The following is a 15,348-nucleotide window of genomic DNA, read 5'->3' on the forward strand; positions in this document are numbered from 1 at the left end:
GCATTCCCGGCGCTGGTATCGGACTTTAAAGGCCTTCTCATTGCTCATTGTTCCAAGCTACCGCTGCGCCGCTTGCAAGAGCGATAAAATCGCGCCTTCGCAAACTTGGCCCATCCGACCTTGAAATCGCTGGAGAGGGGCCAACTGCTCCTCACCGCGAATGCTACGGCGCGTAACATTGAGCCAAGCAGCGTGCTGTGTCAATGGCCTACAGCTTTTGAGCGAGGTCCGATTTGGGTCGATTTTGTTGCAAAAGTCGGTCACAAGCGGACCTGCACCGGCTGCTCGCGGCAGGTCAGCTGTGGGCCAAGAGGAGACTAACCAGTCTGAGCGCGAACATACGTCTCCGCTTCTTCGAGCAGGTGATCGAGCGAGCTAACGGCCGTATCGAGCACCAGGTGTTCTCGATCCCACGGTTCATAGTCTCGGTTCACTACCTCAGCCCACGTTGGCTGCTTGAGACCGCTGATGTCTGAGGTGCGTGTTTCCACTCGTTGTCGATGCAAGATCAGGTCGCTGCAAACCACTTCAATCTCAACGACGCATGTCGACTTCTGAGCGGCGACCTGTCGCCATCCGACGCGGCTTGCCAGGACTGGATTTACGCAGTCTACGACAACGACACGACCAAGCTCGAGTTTTTCAGCCGCGAGTGCGGTGGCTACCACATAGCCCATCGCGCCGACCCTATGACCTGCGGTCCGTAGCGTCTGCTCAACGGCATCGATACGAAGGTACGTGGCCGCGAGACGTCTGGTCAGCTCCCGGAAAACTGTTGTCTTGCCCGTGCCGGGAAGGCCACCAAAGACTATCAGCGCTGGTGGACGGCCTGTCATGCGACATCATCGGCCGGCATTCGGAAGTCCGCAATGGTCACCGGCGGTCCTCCACCGGCTGCGTGCGGCAGGTCAGCTAGCGGACAAGATGCGACATCCCGGGTCGATGAGCTTCCAGTATGAGCGGCAAAAGTTCTGAATCATGCCAGAGCTTTGGAATGCACAATGATAAATCCTTCGCGATGGCGGAACCGCGGAACTCGTCGCTCAGACGCCCGGTTCCGGGTCAACACGGTTCCTCAATTAACAAATGACCAGAGCGTTCCACACGTAGATCGGCGACGTGTGTCTCGCGCGCTACAGCAAATCCGATGAGTTGGGGTAGCGTTTGGCACACCTATTTAAACCTGAGAGACTCGAAATGAAAAAGTTCCTTCTCGCTACTGTCGCTTTCGCCGCCCTAGCGGGTACAGCATCGGCAGCTGATATGGCCGCGCGTCCTTACACCAAAGCCCCACCGATGGCGGCCTCGCCGATTTACAACTGGACCGGCTTTTACATCGGCGGTCACGTCGGCGGCGCATTCGGCGGCAGCAACAACATTCTGGCCCCCGGCTTCACCGGCACCAGCAGCAACGATGGTGTGTTCATGGGCGGCGCGCAGGTCGGTTACGACCATCAGTTCTCGCCGAACTGGGTGCTGGGCATTGAAGCGAACTACAGCTTCCTCGACACCAACAACAATCCCTTCGTCAACCGTGGGCTCGGTTCGGTCACCGGTCGCCTCGGCTACACCTGGGGTCCGGCGCTGCTGTACGTCAAAGGCGGTTACGCCTGGGCTGACTCCCGCCTTACGAACGGTTTCGGCGGCGGCACCTTCACCAACAACGGCGGTGGTCGCGACGGCTACACCGTGGGCGGTGGTCTCGAATACATGTTCGCCCAGAACTGGTCGGGCAAGGTCGAATACCAGTACTACGATTTCGGCACGCGGAACGCTCTCTTCACCAGCGCCGGCGGTGTTGTTACCGCCGTCGGCTTCCGCAATGACGAGCACACCATCAAGGCCGGCCTGAACTACCGGTTCAATTGGGGCGCCGCGTCGGCTTCTCGTTACTGACGGCTTACGTAATATACCTAAAGGGCCAGCCATACGGGCTGGCCCTTTCTGCTAAGACGGAATGGCTGGCGCGAGTTGGCGGCTTGCGTTTTTACGAAGCTCTCCAGAAACTACTTGATGTCAGTTCATGATCGGACCTCCACTCCTGTGGTGGAAGATTACCGAGCCTGAACAAGATGTAGCCTCTGCTGAGAGGCGACCAAAATACGTTCGGTTGCTCGCGACAGCAACACCGGGCAATGCGCTGAATTTCAGATCCGGGTCAAAAAGGCGTGCTTGCAGCTTTGTCCGCTTAGGTGCTTTCCCCCGCGCGACATCACCTACAAGCACACGCCCTTTCTACGTTTGCCATCTTTCCTACGGCCGAGGTGTCGCAAACTCCGCCCGTCGTCCATATGTTGCCTTCATGAAAAAGATCGGATTCCTCTCCTTCGGGCACTGGACGCCCTCGCCGCAATCGCAGACCCGCTCGGCCGCGGACACGCTGCTGCAATCGATCGAGCTTGCGGTTGCGGCCGAAGAACTCGGCGCCGACGGCGCCTATTTTCGCGTGCACCATTTTGCGCGGCAGCTCGCCTCCCCCTTTCCGCTGCTGGCCGCGGTCGGCGCCAGGACCAGCAAGATCGAGATCGGCACGGCCGTGATCGACATGCGCTACGAGAATCCGCTGTACATGGCGGAGGACGCGGGCTCCGCCGACCTCATCGCCGGCGGGCGGCTGCAGCTCGGCATCAGCCGCGGCTCGCCCGAGCAGGTGATCGACGGCTGGCGCTATTTCGGCTACCAGCCGGCCGAGGGCGAGAGCGACGCCGAGATGGGCCGGCGTCATGCCGAGGTCTTTCTCGACATCTTGCGCGGCGAAGGTTTTGCAAAGCCCAACCCGCAGCCGATGTTTCCAAATCCGCCGGGGCTGTTGCGGCTCGAGCCCCATGCGGAAGGCCTGCGCGAACGGATCTGGTGGGGTGCCGGCTCGAACGCGACGGCGGTCTGGGCCGCCAAGCACGGCATGAATCTGCAGAGCTCGACGCTGAAGAACGACGAGACCGGCGAAGCCTTCCATGTGCAGCAGGCCGCGCAGATCCGCGCCTATCGCGCCGCGTGGAAAGAGGCCGGCCATACCCGCGAGCCTCGCGTGTCCGTCAGCCGCAGCATCTTCGCGCTGGCCGACGATCGCGACCGCGCCTATTTCGGCGGCGAGCGCGGCAGCGAGGACCAGGTCGGCTTGATCGACCCGCGCACCCGCGCGATCTTCGGCCGCTCCTATGCCGCGGAGCCGGATGTGCTGATCGAGCAGCTCCGAGCGGACGAGGCGATTGCGGAGGCGGACACGCTGCTGCTGACGATCCCGAACCAGCTTGGTGTCGACTATTGCGCGCACGCCATCGAGGCTATCCTCACGCACGTGGCGCCCGCGCTTGGGTGGCGCTGAGGCGAACGATCGACTTGGCGAAGCGCGCGCTCTCAAAACAAAGCGGCGCTGGCAGCCTGTCCGTAGATCATTGCGGCCACGAGAGAGAGCAGCAAGCCCGCGCCCGAAAAGATCACGAGGACTTTCAGAGTTTCGACGTCGACGTTGGTTCTCGTCGCGCGGGATATCGCCTTTGCAAGTGCAGCCATCATCGCCAGCTCCGAACACGCCGCGCGGAGGCACGGCCTATTCCATCTAGCGTGATTGGGCGCATTTGCGTGTGAAGCAGATTACAGGTGATCTTTTGCGTGCTGAACCACACGGCAGCGATGCGCGAAGAAGATCCAACCGGATTGTCTCGCCTTGGCGCCAAGGATGCCGCCAGCAGACAAACGCTGATCCGGCCGTCAAATCCCGCCGGGAAGCTCAACGCCGGCTTCCGTCAGGTCACGGAGGAATTTCCGCACCAGGAGCATGTTGGTTCTCTGCAGCTCGTGATTATTGCCGAACTTGAACTGGTTGGCTTCGGTTACGATCAGTCCCTGGTCGGTCTCGCGGAAAATGCCTTGCTTCTTCAAGCGATCGGCGCGCCGTCGGACGGTTTCGATCGGCAGACCGAAAAAGCGGGACAGGGCGGCACGGGAAACGCCCTGCTTGATCCTATCCGGCTCAACCGCCTGGATGCTGCCAAATTGCCGGTCCAGTTCGGGGTTCTTCATGATCTTGAGAACGTTGGCGTTCAAGACCGCATGAATGATCATCAAGTCCAGCGGATCGAAATCGTAGTGGCGGAACATTTCGCTGGCTGCGCACAGCATGTAGGCCAACGAGTGGCGAGAGACGGTTCGGATCAAATCCGCCGCGATGTCCTCGCCTTCAGTCGTACCAACCATGGCCAGTGCCCGCTTCTACGGATGTCCGGTTCGACGCCCACAAGCCGGTTCTATGTATCCTTGGCGCACCGCGCGTGAGGCAGGACCGGTCTGCTGTTTCCCCCAATATGGGTATGGTCGCGATTCCAGCGGGTCAATAGCTGGCTTGTCGGCAATATCATTTTCACCGATACGAGGTTGAGTTGCCGGGCGCGCAATTGGCGCGTGCCAATTGTGGTCATGGACCAAATGACATTTATCATCGAAGCTATTAGAGACGACTGCCGCACCGTGGATTTCCGTGACAGCGCGATCGTTGCGGTGATCCTGGCCCGCAAGCACGCGGTGAATGGTTTTGTGGTTTCGATCACGGCTCCGGACGGGCAGCTTTTTTCAGCCGATCAGTTCAACCATTTGCTGGCGAGCAGGGGGCTTGGTTCGAATCCAGCGGCGCAGGAAGTTGGGCGGCGCTAAAGCGGGCGTTGTTACGCGCCATCTTGGAACCGGTGCAACCATTTGCAGCGGCTTCGGTAGCGGTGCGAGCAGGGCATCGTCGGCGCGCCGGCCGATTGGATAGAGACTGATCTGCGGAATGTAGCCCTAGGTTTTCGGAAATCGCATTCGTCTTCGCCCGATCAGTGCTCGACCAAGGGAATGAAGAGATCCGAGCCTATGATCCATTCACGGAGCGGACCCGGAGCAGTGGCTCGCGCTGGACGAACAAGAACGTATCGATTGTGTGACGGAGTATCATCGGCGCGCGCGGATCCACCTCACGCGCGCGACATTGCACGCCGTTATTCACGCCGTCGTCGAGAGCCAGATTGCGGATCGCGAACTGCCGGTCCGAGCCGCGGCGCAACGGCTGATGTCAGAGGGGCTCGATCGTCACGAAGCCATCCATGCGATCGGCTCGGTGCTGGTCGGATACTTGAACGACCGGATGCGCGGACTCAGGTCGGGCGGCGGCGACCTCGATACGAGGTCCGAGCAGGATCTGAACGAGGCTTATTTCGCCGAGCTGGAAGCCTTGACCGCGGAAGGATGACTTCACCGCGGAAGGATGACTTCACCGCGGAAGGATGGCTTCGGTCCGCGTGACCAGGCGACAGTCGGTACCGAAATGGCGCGCCCGGAACGATTCGAACGTCCGACCCTCAGATTCGTAGTCTGATGCTCTATCCAGCTGAGCTACGGGCGCGTTTTTCGCTGACAGTGCGGGCGTGGCCCGCAGGCAGCCCCCGGCGACGCCGGAGGGGTGCGAAAGAGCGCTCTGACTAACCGCTCTTGCCCCGATTGGCAAGGTCCGGATTGGGGAGATTTTGCTGGGAAATGAGAGTTTCCGCACTCAACCGCGAGCCGACTATGCCCGCGCCCGCTCGTTACGGACGGAGAGCAGTTCCACGGGGCGGTCGGGGATGACGATCCGGAAGGTGGCGCCGATGGTGCCTTCGACCAGATGGATGTCGCCGCCATGGGCGCGGACCAGCTCGGCGGCGATGGCAAGGCCGAGGCCGCTGCCGCCGGGGCGGCCGGAGGTCTGGAACGCCTCGAACAGGTGATCGCGGGTCCTCTGGGGCACGCCGGGGCCGGTGTCGGAGACTTCGAGGATGGCGACCGCGCCCTCGCGTTTTCCCGTGATCCGGATCTGCTGCGCGCCGCCCTCGGCCGAGGCATGGCTTTCCAGCGCCTGGGCGGCGTTGCGGACGAGGTTGAGCAGCACGCGAAACAGCTGGTCGGGATCGGCGTCGACCGCGAGCCCGCGCTCGATTGCGGCGACCCAGGAGATCGAGGCGTCGGAGGCAAGGCCGGCGGTCTCGCGCACCTCCAGCACCACCGGCTCGATCATGATCATGCGCCGGTCGGGCGCGGCTTCCTGGGCGCGGCCATAGGACAATGTCGACTGGCAGAAGGCGATGGCGCGCTCGAGCGAGCGCACGAGCTTTGGCGCAAAGCGCTGCACCCGCGGATCCGGCACGCTGGCGAGCTGGTCCGACAGGAGTTGCGCCGAGGCCAGCAGATTGCGCAGATCGTGATTGATCTTGGACACCGCGAGGCCGAGGGCGGCGAGTCGGCTCTTCTGATGCAGCATCGACATCAGGTCGCGCTGCATGTCCGACAATTCGCGCTCGGCGACCCCGATCTCGTCGCTGCGCTGGCTCGGTACGATGATCCCCGCCGAACTCTCGGGATTTTCGTGGAAGCCGACCAGGCTCGCGGTCAGCCGTCGCATCGGGCGCACGAAGAGATAATGCATGGCGAGATAGACGAGGCCGGCGGTCAGCACCGCGATGATGAGCGCGACCACCACGACGTTGCGGGAGAAGCGGTACATCGACTGCCGCAGCGGCAGCTCGTCGGTGACGATCTCCATGAACTGGGCGTTGCCGACGCCCGGCCCGACGATCCGGATGGCCTGGTTGCCGGTCTCCAGCATCATCCGGAACGAGCCGGTGATCGCCTCCCACGCCGTCATGTCGCGCAGGTCGATGTCGTGCTCGATCGCCGCGGGTAGATTGTCGCTGGCGAGCAGACGGCGCTGCTGGCCCATCTTGATGGCGACGGCGCGCGCATTGATGCTCTTCAGGATCTGGCGCGAGAGCGAATCGGGGACCATGCCGAGCGGCGCGGCATCGAGCACCAGCGCCGCCGTGTTGGCCGCCGCGACGCGGTCGTTGAGCCGGTTGACCCAGAAGTTGGCGATGGCGGGCACGTAGAGCAGGATGGCCGCGATCATCACCAGGGGAACGGTGAGCAGCAGCAGCTTGCCGGACAGCCCAAGCCCGCGCGTCCCCCGCGGCAGCGCCGTCGGCGGGTCCCGCTGATCCCCATCCTGGATCGGCTGGAGGTCTGTCGCTGCCACGAAATTCGCCCTCGCTGCCTTTACCGGATTAAAGATGTCGCCGGGTGAAGGGTCTTGGCGCGTATCAAGATGCGGCCCGCCCCCAGCGCGGTCAAATTACAGATCGTCAATCTGCCAAGGTCGGATGTAAGCGCAGATTTGGCGAGTCGCCACCTCAAGGGTTAAAAACCCCGCACAAACAGCGATATTCGCCGGAATTGAGCGCTTGTGCGGCGTTGACGAAAAGAAGGCGCTCGCTTATAAGCCGGCCAATTGTCCGCGATGACCCGGTGTGACCGCCGGGAGCGGCTCTCTTGGGGCCGAAAAAGGCCCGTTTTGGGCAGCATCTTCCGGACTTTATCATCAATTCTACAGGCAAATTGCCCGGTCAGCGGAGAAAAACCCGTGAAGCGGACTTATCAACCCAGCAAACTGGTGCGCAAGCGCCGTCACGGCTTCCGTGCCCGTCTCGCCACGGCCGGCGGCCGAAAGGTGCTCGCCGCCCGCCGCGCCCGCGGCCGCAAGCGTCTGAGCGCCTGAGCCGGACCCCCTTTTTGGGATTTCATCATGGATCGGCTGAGGCAGCGGGCGGATTTCCTCGCCGTTGCCAATGGCGCGCGGGTGAATAGTCCTGCGTTCGTCCTGCAACGCCTTGACCGCCAAAGCCTTGACCACGACGATCGCGGCCCGATCCGGATCGGCTTCACCGTCACCAAAAAGAACGGCAACGCCCCCGAGCGCAATCGCATCCGGCGCCGGCTTCGCGAACTGGTGAAGCGGCTCGATCCGATGTCGATGCAGCCCCATCATGATTATGTGCTGGTCGGCCGAAGGGACGCGCTCTCGCGCGGCTTCGCCACCATGCTCGACGATCTGCGCATGGCGTTCGCGAAGCCCGCGCGGCATACGCACAAGGGACGCGGCCCAAAAACCAACTCAAGAACCGACGGCTCAAAGCCCGGCCCCGCTCCTGCGACCAGCCGCAAACCGGATTGATGACGAGAGAATGATGACTGACAACCGCAATACCATCCTCGCCGTCATTCTGTCGGGCTTCGTGCTGATCGCCTGGCAATATTTCTACAACATGCCGGCGATGGAGAAGCAACGCGCCCTGCAACAGACGCAGGCCGAGCTGCATAAGACCACGCCGCAGCCGACGGCTTCCGGGACGCCGAGCGCCACGCCGCAGCCCGGCAGCGCAGGCGCGCCCTCCGCTCCCCAGATCGCCAATCAACCGGCCCAGCCGACCGTCAGCCGCGAGGCGGCGATTGCCGCCTCTCCGCGTGTCAAGATCGATACGCCCCGCTTGACCGGCAGCATTGCCTTGAAGGGCGCGCGCATCGACGATCTTGCGCTGGTGCAGTATCGCGAAACGGTCGACCCGAAGTCGCCGCCGATCATTCTCTATTCGCCGTCGGGCACCGCAGAGCCCTATTACGCCGAATTTGGCTGGGTAGCCGGAACGGCTGGCACAAAGGTGCCCGACCGGACCACCGATTGGCAGCAGGAGGGCACCAACAGCCTGACGCCGTCCACGCCGGTCATGCTGAAATACGACAATGGCGAAGGCCTCACCTTCCGCCGCACCGTCACGATCGACGACCACTACCTCTTCAGCATCAAGGACGAGGTGACCAATGTCGGCAACGCGCCGGTCAAACTCTTTCCCTTCGCACTGATTTCGCGCCACGGCACGCCGCAGGTCTCGGGCTACTACATCCTGCATGAAGGCCTGATCGGTTACCTGGGCGAGCAGGGTTTGCAGGAGAAGGCCTATAAGGCTGTCGGCGAAGCACCCGCGATCGGCAACGGCGGACACGGGTTCGAATTCAACAACGTCACCAATGCCTGGCTCGGTATTACCGACAAATATTGGGCGTCTGCGCTCCTTCCCGACACGTCGGCAACGCTCAAGGCCCGTTTCGTCGCCGAACCCGGCACCCAGATCCGATACCAGACCGACTATCTGCAAAGCGAGCAGACGGTCCCGATCGGTGGCACGACGACAACGAACGCGCGGCTGTTCGCGGGCGCCAAGGAAGCCGGCGTGGTCGGCATCAACTTCCCGCTCGCCGGCCATGGCGGCTACAACAAGGAGCTCGGCCTCAACCATTTCGACCTGTTGATCGACTGGGGCTGGTTCTACTTCATCACCAAGCCGATGTTCCTCGGCCTCGACTTCTTCTACCGCTTCTTCGGCAATTTCGGCATCTCGATCCTGCTCGTGACCGTGATCGTGAAGCTGTTGTTCTTCCCCTTGGCGAACAAGTCCTACGCCTCGATGGCGAAGATGAAGTCGGTCCAGCCGCAGCTTCAGGCTCTGAAGGAGCGCTTCCCCGACGACAAGGTGAAGCAGCAGCAGGAGATGATGGAAATCTACCGCAAGGAGAAGATCAATCCGGTCGCCGGCTGTCTTCCGGTGGTGATCCAGATCCCGGTGTTCTTCTCGCTCTACAAGGTGCTGTTCGTCACCATCGAGATGCGGCACGCGCCGTTCTTCGGCTGGATCAAGGATCTGTCCGCGCCGGACCCGACCAATCTGTTCAACCTGTTCGGGCTGATCCCGTTCGACCCGACCACGATCCCGCTGTTCGGCCACTACCTCGCGCTCGGCATCTGGCCGATCATCATGGGCATCACGATGTGGTTCCAGATGAAGCTGAACCCGACGCCGCCGGATCCGACGCAGCAGATGATCTTCAACTGGATGCCGCTGATCTTCACCTTCATGCTGGCGGGCTTCCCGGCGGGCCTCGTGATCTACTGGGCCTGGAACAACACGCTCTCGGTGCTGCAGCAGAGCTTCATCATGCGCCGCAACGGCGTGAAGGTGGAGCTGTTCGACAATCTCAAGGCGACGTTCGCGAAGAAGGCGACGTAGCGGTCGTCATTGCGAGGAGCGAAGCGACGAGCAATCCAGAGTCCCTCCGCGGATGCATTTCTGGATTGCTTCGCTTCGCTCGCAATGACGCGGACAGACAGAAAGCTTTCGCATGACCGACGACAAAGATGCGAAGCTGATCGAGGTCGGGCGAAAGCTGTTCACGCGCGACTGGCAGTTCATCTGGGCTTCGCCCTCGACTGAAACGCTGCCGCCGATGGCGGGGCTGGAGATCGCCTTTGCCGGCCGCTCCAATGTCGGCAAGTCCAGCCTGATCAACGCGCTGACCGGCCGCAACGCGCTCGCGCGCACCTCGCACACACCGGGCCGCACCCAGGAGCTGATCTTCTTCGAGGTCCCCGGGAAAGGCGAGCTGCGCCTCGTCGACATGCCCGGCTACGGCTATGCCAAGGCCCCGAAGAGTCAGGTCGCGTCCTGGACCGAGCTGATCCACAAATTCCTGCTCGGACGCGCCAGCCTCGCGCGCGTCTACGTGCTGGTCGACGCGCGGCACGGCCTCAAGGACGTCGATCTCGAAGTCCTGAAGACTCTCGATCGCTCCGCGGTCAGCTACCAGCTCGTGCTGACCAAGGCCGACCAGATCAAGGCCACCGAGCTCCAATCGCGCATCGTCGAGACCGAGGCCGCGCTCGCCAAGCGTCCGGCCGCGTTCCCGAACGTGCTCGCGACCTCGTCGCGCAGCGCGACCGGCATGGCCGAGCTGCGCGCCGCGATCGCAAAGCTGCTGGAAGAGCGGACCTCGTGATGGCGGCATTCCGGCTGCTGATCGGGCTTGCCGGTCTGATGGGCGCTGCCGGCGTCGCGCTGGCCGCCGCTTCCGCGCATGGCGGCGATGCGAGCCGGCTCGCCGCCGCAAGCGCCATGCTGCTGTTTCATGCAACGGCCGTGCTAGCGGCCGTCGCCCTGCTCGGCCGCGACCTTCTGCACGGCGGAATTGGCATCGTCGCCGCGTCCGGCTTCGCAGCCGGCGCCGCGCTGTTCGCGGGCGATTTGACCTTGCGGCAATTTGCCGGCCATTCGCTGTTTCCCTATGCGGCGCCGACCGGTGGATCGGTGATGATTCTGAGCTGGCTGGCGGTGACGCTCGCGGCGGTGGTGGTGAAGCGCAGTCCGTAGCCCGGGGACGAAGACCACTTTGCGCCCCGCCCGCCAATCGGATAGAACGCGGCCCGAGTATCCCGCCAGCGAGATCCGCCTCATGACCGAAATTTCCCCGCTCGACCAGGCCCGCATCCTGTCCGAAGCGCTGCCGCACATGCAGCAGTATGACGAGGAAACCATCGTCATCAAGTATGGCGGCCATGCCATGGGCGACGAGGAGACCGCGAAGAATTTTGCCCGCGACATCGTGCTGCTCGAGCAGACCGCGATCAATCCGGTGGTGGTGCATGGCGGCGGCCCGCAGATCGCGACCATGCTCAAGCGTCTCGGCATCGTCTCGGAATTCGCAGCCGGCCTGCGCATCACCGATGCGGCCACCATCGAGATCGTCGAGATGGTGCTCGCCGGCTCCGTCAACAAGCAGATCGTCGGCTACATCAACGAGGCCGGCGGCAAGGCGGTGGGGCTATCAGGCAAGGACGCCAATATGGTGAAGGCGTCGAAGACGACGCGCACCATCATGGATCCGGACTCGCACATCGAGAAGGCGGTCGATCTCGGCTTCGTCGGCGATCCCGAGAAAGTCGATCTCACGCTGCTCAACCAGCTGATCGGCTACGAGCTGATCCCCGTGCTCGCGCCGCTCGCGACCTCGAAAGAGGGCCAGACGCTGAACGTCAACGCCGACACTTTCGCCGGCGCCGTGGCCGGCGCGCTGAAGGCAAAGCGGCTGCTGCTGCTCACCGACGTGCCGGGCGTGCTCGACAAGTCCAAGAAGCTGATCCCGCAGCTCTCGGTGAAGGACGCGCGAAAGCTGATCGCCGACGGCACCATTTCCGGCGGCATGATCCCGAAGGTCGAGACCTGCATCTACGCGCTCGAACAGGGCGTCGAGGGTGTCGTCATCATCGACGGCAAGATGCAGCACGCGGTGCTGCTCGAGCTCTTCACCAACACCGGCACGGGAACGCTGATCCACAAGTGATGCGAGAGGCGCCACGCATGAAAGCCGTCATGGCCGGGCAACAGCGCGAAGCGCGTCTTCGCGAAGATGTCCCGGCCATCCACGATCTTTCGTCCCGCGCCAAGAACGTGGATGCCCGGGACAAGCCCGGGCATGACGAGCGGAGCGCGAGGCGGCATCGACGCTCCACTCTCACCCGCTTCCTGATGACGCTCCCCGCCGCAGCCGTCTCGTTCGTCTTCTCCTCCGCGCCCGCCTTCGCCGACCTCAAGATCTGCAATCGCATGTCCTATGTCGTCGAGGCCGCGATCGGCATCGACGACAAGGCGGCGACCGCCACGCGCGGCTGGTTCAGGATCGACCCCGCCACCTGCCGCGTGGTGGTGCAGGGCACGCTCTCCGCCGACCGCATCCTGCTCAACGCCCGCGCGCTCGGCGTCTACGGCGCATCCCCGATCCCACAGAACGGCAGCGACACGCTGTGCGTCGCGCAGGACAATTTCGTCATCGCGGCCGCGCGACAGTGCCGCAGCGGCCAGACCCAGGCCGCCTTCACCCAGATCACGCCGACGCAAGGCGCGGACGGCAATTTCGTCGCCTATCTCGCCGAGGACTCCGAATATGACGACGAGCAGGCTCGCCTTGCCGGCATCCAGCGGCTTTTGGTGATCGCAGGTTACGACGCCGCGCCGATCGACGGCGTCGACGGACCGAAGACGCAAGGCGCGTTGGCCGCTTTCCTGAAGAGCCGCGGATTGTCGTCCGACATCCTGTCGTCGCCGAACTTCTTCAAGACCATGGTCGATGCCGTGCAGACGCCGTCTGCGACCGGCCTCACCTGGTGCAACGACACCGCGCACAAGGTGATGGCGGCGGTCGCCACCGACGACGGCAAGTCGGTGACGAGCCGCGGCTGGTATCGCATCGACCCCAAGACCTGCCTGCACCCTGATGTGAGCGGCCAGCCGAAGCAGATCTTCAGCTTCGCGGAAGCCATCGACGCCGACAACCGAATCGTCAAGCTGAAGGACAAGCCATTGAACTGGGGTGGCGACAAGCAGCTTTGCACGCGCGAGACCAAGTTCGAAACCAACGAGCAAACCGACTGCGGCGCGCGCGGATTCGCGGCGACGGGCTTCGGCGCGGTGGACATGTCGAGCGGCGGCAAAACGCTGCGGTTTGCGATGCCGTGATTGCTTTTGTGATGACGCAACAAACACCATCGTCGTCCCGGCGAAGGCCGGGACCCATAACCCCAGGATTGGTTTTGCGAAGAACGACGATCAGGGTGCCCCATTGATAGATCACGCGGTATGGGTCCCGGCGTTCGCCGGGACGACGACGGAAAGCTGGGGCCCCTCTCCGATAACGAATAGAGAGCCGCAATGACCTCACCCCGCGCCTTCGGCCATGTCGACACCTGGGTGTTCGACCTCGACAACACGCTCTATCCGCACCACGTCAATCTGTGGCAGCAGGTCGATGCGCGGATTACCGAGTTCGTTTGTAATTGGCTGAACCTGACACCGGTGGAAGCGCGCAAGATTCAGAAAGATTATTACCAGCGCTTCGGCACCACCATGCGTGGCATGATGACCCTGCACGGCGTCCGCGCCGACGACTATCTCGCCTACGTCCACAAGATCGACCACTCGCCGCTGGAGCCGAACCCGGCGCTGGGCGAGGCCATCGCAAAACTGCCGGGACGAAAGCTGATCCTGACCAACGGTTCGGTCGATCATGTCGATGCGGTGCTGGCGCGGCTCGGCTTTGCCACGCATTTCGACGGCGTGTTCGACATCATCGCCGCCGACTTCGAGCCGAAGCCGGCGCCGCAGACCTACCGCAAGTTTCTCGCCGACCATTCGGTTGATCCGACCCGCGCCGCGATGTTCGAGGACCTCGCCCGCAACCTCACTGTCCCGCACGAGCTCGGCATGACCACCGTGCTGGTGATACCGGACGGGACGAAAGAGGTCGTGCGCGAGGACTGGGAGCTGGCGGGCCGCGACGCCGCCCATGTCGACCACGTCACCGATGATCTGGCAGGGTTTTTGGGCAGGCTGTCCTCTCTCTCCCCACGTCGTCCCGGCGAAGGCCGGGACCCATAACCCCAACACTCGGTTGTAGCGCGCAACTGGTAACTCCGAGTCTTCGCCAAACTTGACCCTGTGGGTATGGGTCCCGGCCTTCGCCGGGACGACACTGAGTATGCCTTGACTCCGTCCCCCCAAATCCCGAAAAAGCGCTCCAAATCACCGCAAATTCCCGCCCGCCTCTGAGGAAATCCCGATGTCCCTGTCCGCCCTCGAATCCACCATCAACGGCGCCTTCGACGCGCGCGACGGCGTCTCGACCTCGACCAGGGGCGAGGTCCGCGACGCCGTGGATCACGCGCTGGAGATTCTGGACAAGGGCGACGCCCGCGTTGCCGAGCGCGGGGCCGACGGCAAGTGGAAGGTCAATCAGTGGCTGAAGAAGGCGGTGCTGCTCTCGTTCCGCCTCAACGACATGGGCGCCATTCCCGGCGGCCCCGGCAAGGCGGCCTGGTGGGACAAGGTGCCCTCGAAGTTCGACGGCTGGGGTGAGAACCGCTTTCGCGACGCCGGTTTCCGCGCCGTCCCCGGCTCCATCGTGCGCCGCTCGGCCTTCATCGCCCGCAACGTCGTGCTGATGCCGTCCTTCGTCAATCTCGGCGCCTATGTCGATGAATCCACCATGATCGACACCTGGTCGACGGTTGGCTCCTGCGCGCAGATCGGCAAGCGCGTGCACATCTCCGGCGGCGTCGGCATCGGCGGCGTGCTCGAGCCGCTGCAGGCCGAGCCTGTCATCATCGAGGACGATTGCTTCATCGGCGCGCGCTCCGAGGTCGCCGAAGGCGTGATCGTGCGCAAGGGCGCGGTGCTGTCGATGGGCGTGTTCCTGGGTGCTTCGACCAAGATCGTCGACCGCGACACCGGCGAGATCTTTATCGGCGAAGTGCCCGAGTATTCGGTCGTCGTTCCCGGCGCGCTGCCCGGCAAGCCCATGAAGAACGGCCAGATCGGCCCGAGCACCGCCTGCGCCGTCATCGTCAAGCGCGTCGACGAGCGCACGCGCTCCAAGACCAGCATCAACGAGCTGCTGCGGGATTGAGAGTCTAACTTTCTCACCGTCACCCTGAGGTGCTCGCCTCTTCGGCGAGCCTCGAAGGGCGACGGCCCGGTTGCCGGCTGAATCGTGGCCGCTCATCCTTCGAGGCTCCCCCTGCGGTGCTCTGCACCGCAGGCCTCGCACCTCAGGATGACGGGTCTGGCAGCTCCGTCGAACCCACCCTCCCCCCACCGCGACCAACATCCGGGCGACCTCTCCCGCCCG

At 63.3% G+C, this 15,348-nt stretch carries 17 protein-coding genes and 1 tRNA gene; 13 read left to right on the forward strand and 5 right to left on the reverse strand.

Annotated elements, in window-relative coordinates; all coding sequences use genetic code 11:
• Nucleotides 1-317: 317 nt before the first annotated feature.
• On the reverse strand, nucleotides 318-836 hold the full coding sequence (locus IVB45_RS34420) for an AAA family ATPase (RefSeq protein ID WP_027565777.1): 519 nt from the start codon (nucleotides 834-836) through the stop codon (nucleotides 318-320).
• A 361-nt stretch (nucleotides 837-1,197) separates the two neighbouring features.
• Between IVB45_RS34420 and IVB45_RS34425 the strand changes: the two genes are divergently transcribed.
• Both IVB45_RS34425 and IVB45_RS34430 read left to right on the forward strand, forming a co-directional pair.
• Nucleotides 1,198-1,896, forward strand: a complete 699-nt coding sequence (locus tag IVB45_RS34425; protein WP_247285619.1) for an outer membrane beta-barrel protein — start codon at nucleotides 1,198-1,200, stop codon at nucleotides 1,894-1,896.
• A gap of 406 nt (nucleotides 1,897-2,302) precedes the next feature.
• Nucleotides 2,303-3,325, forward strand: coding sequence for an LLM class flavin-dependent oxidoreductase (locus IVB45_RS34430; RefSeq protein ID WP_247357685.1), 1,023 nt, complete (start codon nucleotides 2,303-2,305; stop codon nucleotides 3,323-3,325).
• A gap of 32 nt (nucleotides 3,326-3,357) precedes the next feature.
• Here IVB45_RS34430 and IVB45_RS34435 read toward each other — a convergent pair whose 3' ends face one another.
• Nucleotides 3,358-3,516: a hypothetical protein gene (locus tag IVB45_RS34435; protein ID WP_247357684.1), complete on the reverse strand. Its 159-nt coding sequence runs from the start codon at nucleotides 3,514-3,516 to the stop codon at nucleotides 3,358-3,360.
• 195 nt (nucleotides 3,517-3,711) lie between these two features.
• Complete coding sequence (locus tag IVB45_RS34440) at nucleotides 3,712-4,122, reverse strand: hypothetical protein (protein WP_247285479.1); 411 nt, start codon at nucleotides 4,120-4,122, stop codon at nucleotides 3,712-3,714.
• Between the two features lie 303 nt (nucleotides 4,123-4,425).
• Here IVB45_RS34440 and IVB45_RS34445 point away from each other — a divergent pair, with 303 nt between their 5' ends.
• Nucleotides 4,426-4,650, forward strand: a complete 225-nt coding sequence (locus IVB45_RS34445; protein WP_247357683.1) for a hypothetical protein — start codon at nucleotides 4,426-4,428, stop codon at nucleotides 4,648-4,650.
• 313 nt (nucleotides 4,651-4,963) lie between these two features.
• The gene (locus IVB45_RS34450) at nucleotides 4,964-5,224 is read left to right on the forward strand and encodes a hypothetical protein (protein ID WP_247357682.1); all 261 of its coding nucleotides are present in this window, start codon (nucleotides 4,964-4,966) and stop codon (nucleotides 5,222-5,224) included.
• Nucleotides 5,225-5,300: 76 nt separating this feature from the next.
• On the opposite strand, the gene IVB45_RS34455 is transcribed toward IVB45_RS34450, so the two are convergent.
• Nucleotides 5,301-5,377 (reverse strand) — tRNA-Arg (locus tag IVB45_RS34455).
• Between the two features lie 162 nt (nucleotides 5,378-5,539).
• On the reverse strand, nucleotides 5,540-7,039 hold the full coding sequence (locus tag IVB45_RS34460) for a HAMP domain-containing sensor histidine kinase (protein ID WP_027565784.1): 1,500 nt from the start codon (nucleotides 7,037-7,039) through the stop codon (nucleotides 5,540-5,542).
• Nucleotides 7,040-7,423: 384 nt separating this feature from the next.
• Between IVB45_RS34460 and rpmH the strand changes: the two genes are divergently transcribed.
• The 9 genes from rpmH (at nucleotide 7,424) to dapD (ending at nucleotide 15,126) form a co-directional block, all read left to right on the forward strand.
• Complete coding sequence (gene rpmH / locus IVB45_RS34465) at nucleotides 7,424-7,558, forward strand: 50S ribosomal protein L34 (RefSeq protein ID WP_008542748.1); 135 nt, start codon at nucleotides 7,424-7,426, stop codon at nucleotides 7,556-7,558.
• A gap of 27 nt (nucleotides 7,559-7,585) precedes the next feature.
• Nucleotides 7,586-8,014, forward strand: coding sequence for a ribonuclease P protein component (gene rnpA, locus IVB45_RS34470; RefSeq protein WP_027565785.1), 429 nt, complete (start codon nucleotides 7,586-7,588; stop codon nucleotides 8,012-8,014).
• 13 nt (nucleotides 8,015-8,027) lie between these two features.
• Nucleotides 8,028-9,902, forward strand: a complete 1,875-nt coding sequence (gene yidC / locus IVB45_RS34475) for a membrane protein insertase YidC (protein WP_027565786.1) — start codon at nucleotides 8,028-8,030, stop codon at nucleotides 9,900-9,902.
• A gap of 112 nt (nucleotides 9,903-10,014) precedes the next feature.
• Nucleotides 10,015-10,668 carry a ribosome biogenesis GTP-binding protein YihA/YsxC gene (yihA, locus tag IVB45_RS34480; RefSeq protein ID WP_027565787.1) on the forward strand — a complete coding sequence of 218 codons (654 nt, stop codon included), beginning with the start codon at nucleotides 10,015-10,017 and terminating at the stop codon, nucleotides 10,666-10,668.
• A complete protein-coding gene (locus IVB45_RS34485) occupies nucleotides 10,668-11,039 on the forward strand; it encodes a DUF423 domain-containing protein (protein WP_247358113.1) in 372 nt (123 codons plus the stop codon). Before yihA ends, IVB45_RS34485 begins: the two co-directional genes overlap by 1 nt.
• Nucleotides 11,040-11,121: 82 nt before the next feature.
• Nucleotides 11,122-12,009: an acetylglutamate kinase gene (gene argB, locus IVB45_RS34490; protein WP_007597683.1), complete on the forward strand. Its 888-nt coding sequence runs from the start codon at nucleotides 11,122-11,124 to the stop codon at nucleotides 12,007-12,009.
• 185 nt (nucleotides 12,010-12,194) lie between these two features.
• Nucleotides 12,195-13,181, forward strand: a complete 987-nt coding sequence (locus IVB45_RS34495; RefSeq protein ID WP_247358112.1) for a DUF1036 domain-containing protein — start codon at nucleotides 12,195-12,197, stop codon at nucleotides 13,179-13,181.
• Nucleotides 13,182-13,373: 192 nt separating this feature from the next.
• Complete coding sequence (locus tag IVB45_RS34500) at nucleotides 13,374-14,099, forward strand: pyrimidine 5'-nucleotidase (protein ID WP_247357681.1); 726 nt, start codon at nucleotides 13,374-13,376, stop codon at nucleotides 14,097-14,099.
• Between the two features lie 181 nt (nucleotides 14,100-14,280).
• On the forward strand, nucleotides 14,281-15,126 hold the full coding sequence (gene dapD, locus IVB45_RS34505; RefSeq protein ID WP_247285435.1) for a 2,3,4,5-tetrahydropyridine-2,6-dicarboxylate N-succinyltransferase: 846 nt from the start codon (nucleotides 14,281-14,283) through the stop codon (nucleotides 15,124-15,126).
• Nucleotides 15,127-15,348 lie beyond the last annotated feature (222 nt).

Origin of the sequence: Bradyrhizobium sp. 4 (genome assembly GCF_023100905.1) — a bacterium.
In the GTDB taxonomy this organism is placed as follows: domain Bacteria; phylum Pseudomonadota; class Alphaproteobacteria; order Rhizobiales; family Xanthobacteraceae; genus Bradyrhizobium.